1 protein-coding gene is annotated in these 464 nt (G+C 66.4%); it reads left to right on the top strand.

Annotated elements, in window-relative coordinates; translation table 11 throughout:
* Positions 1-464: hypothetical protein (locus M3149_RS22745; protein ID WP_251711623.1), on the top strand; the 464-nt coding region annotated here is incomplete at both ends.

Below are 464 nucleotides of genomic sequence, written 5' to 3'. Positions count from 1 at the left end.
GGCTCGGTCTGGCCGCGTCGTGCGTCGGCATCGGCTTCTACTTCTTCGTCTGGCACCCGTTTAGCACGATGAGCGCAGACGAGTTGACGACCGCAAAGCAGGCGATCCGTGCCTCCGGGCATCCAGCCGTCTACCTGGGCGACGAGGTCGATGGTCACCCGCTCAACGACTACTACCTGGCCGGCTCGCAGGCCAACTTCTTCTACGGCGAGTGCCACGCGAGCCTCGACGACTCCGAAGGTGGCTGCAGTGACTGGGACGTGTCGGTGCACAACTCGTGGGTGGACGTGACCGTCGGCGGCGACGCGATCGCCGGCTGCGTCCGGCAGGAACCGGTGGCCGGCGTGCCGACCGTGTACCTCCACGACGAAGACGAGGGGGTAAACGAGGTGGCCCTGTTCACCGGCGACTCGGAGGTCCGGGTCGAGCTTGCCGCAGACTCCGACACCGGTCTGGAGCAGATA

The sequence above is a fragment of the Hydrogenophaga intermedia genome (assembly GCF_023715105.1).
In the GTDB taxonomy this organism is placed as follows: domain Bacteria; phylum Pseudomonadota; class Gammaproteobacteria; order Burkholderiales; family Burkholderiaceae_C; genus Hydrogenophaga; species Hydrogenophaga intermedia_A.
Note: the sequence above shows the minus strand (reverse complement) of the source record. Positions and strands in the feature narration are given on the sequence as shown.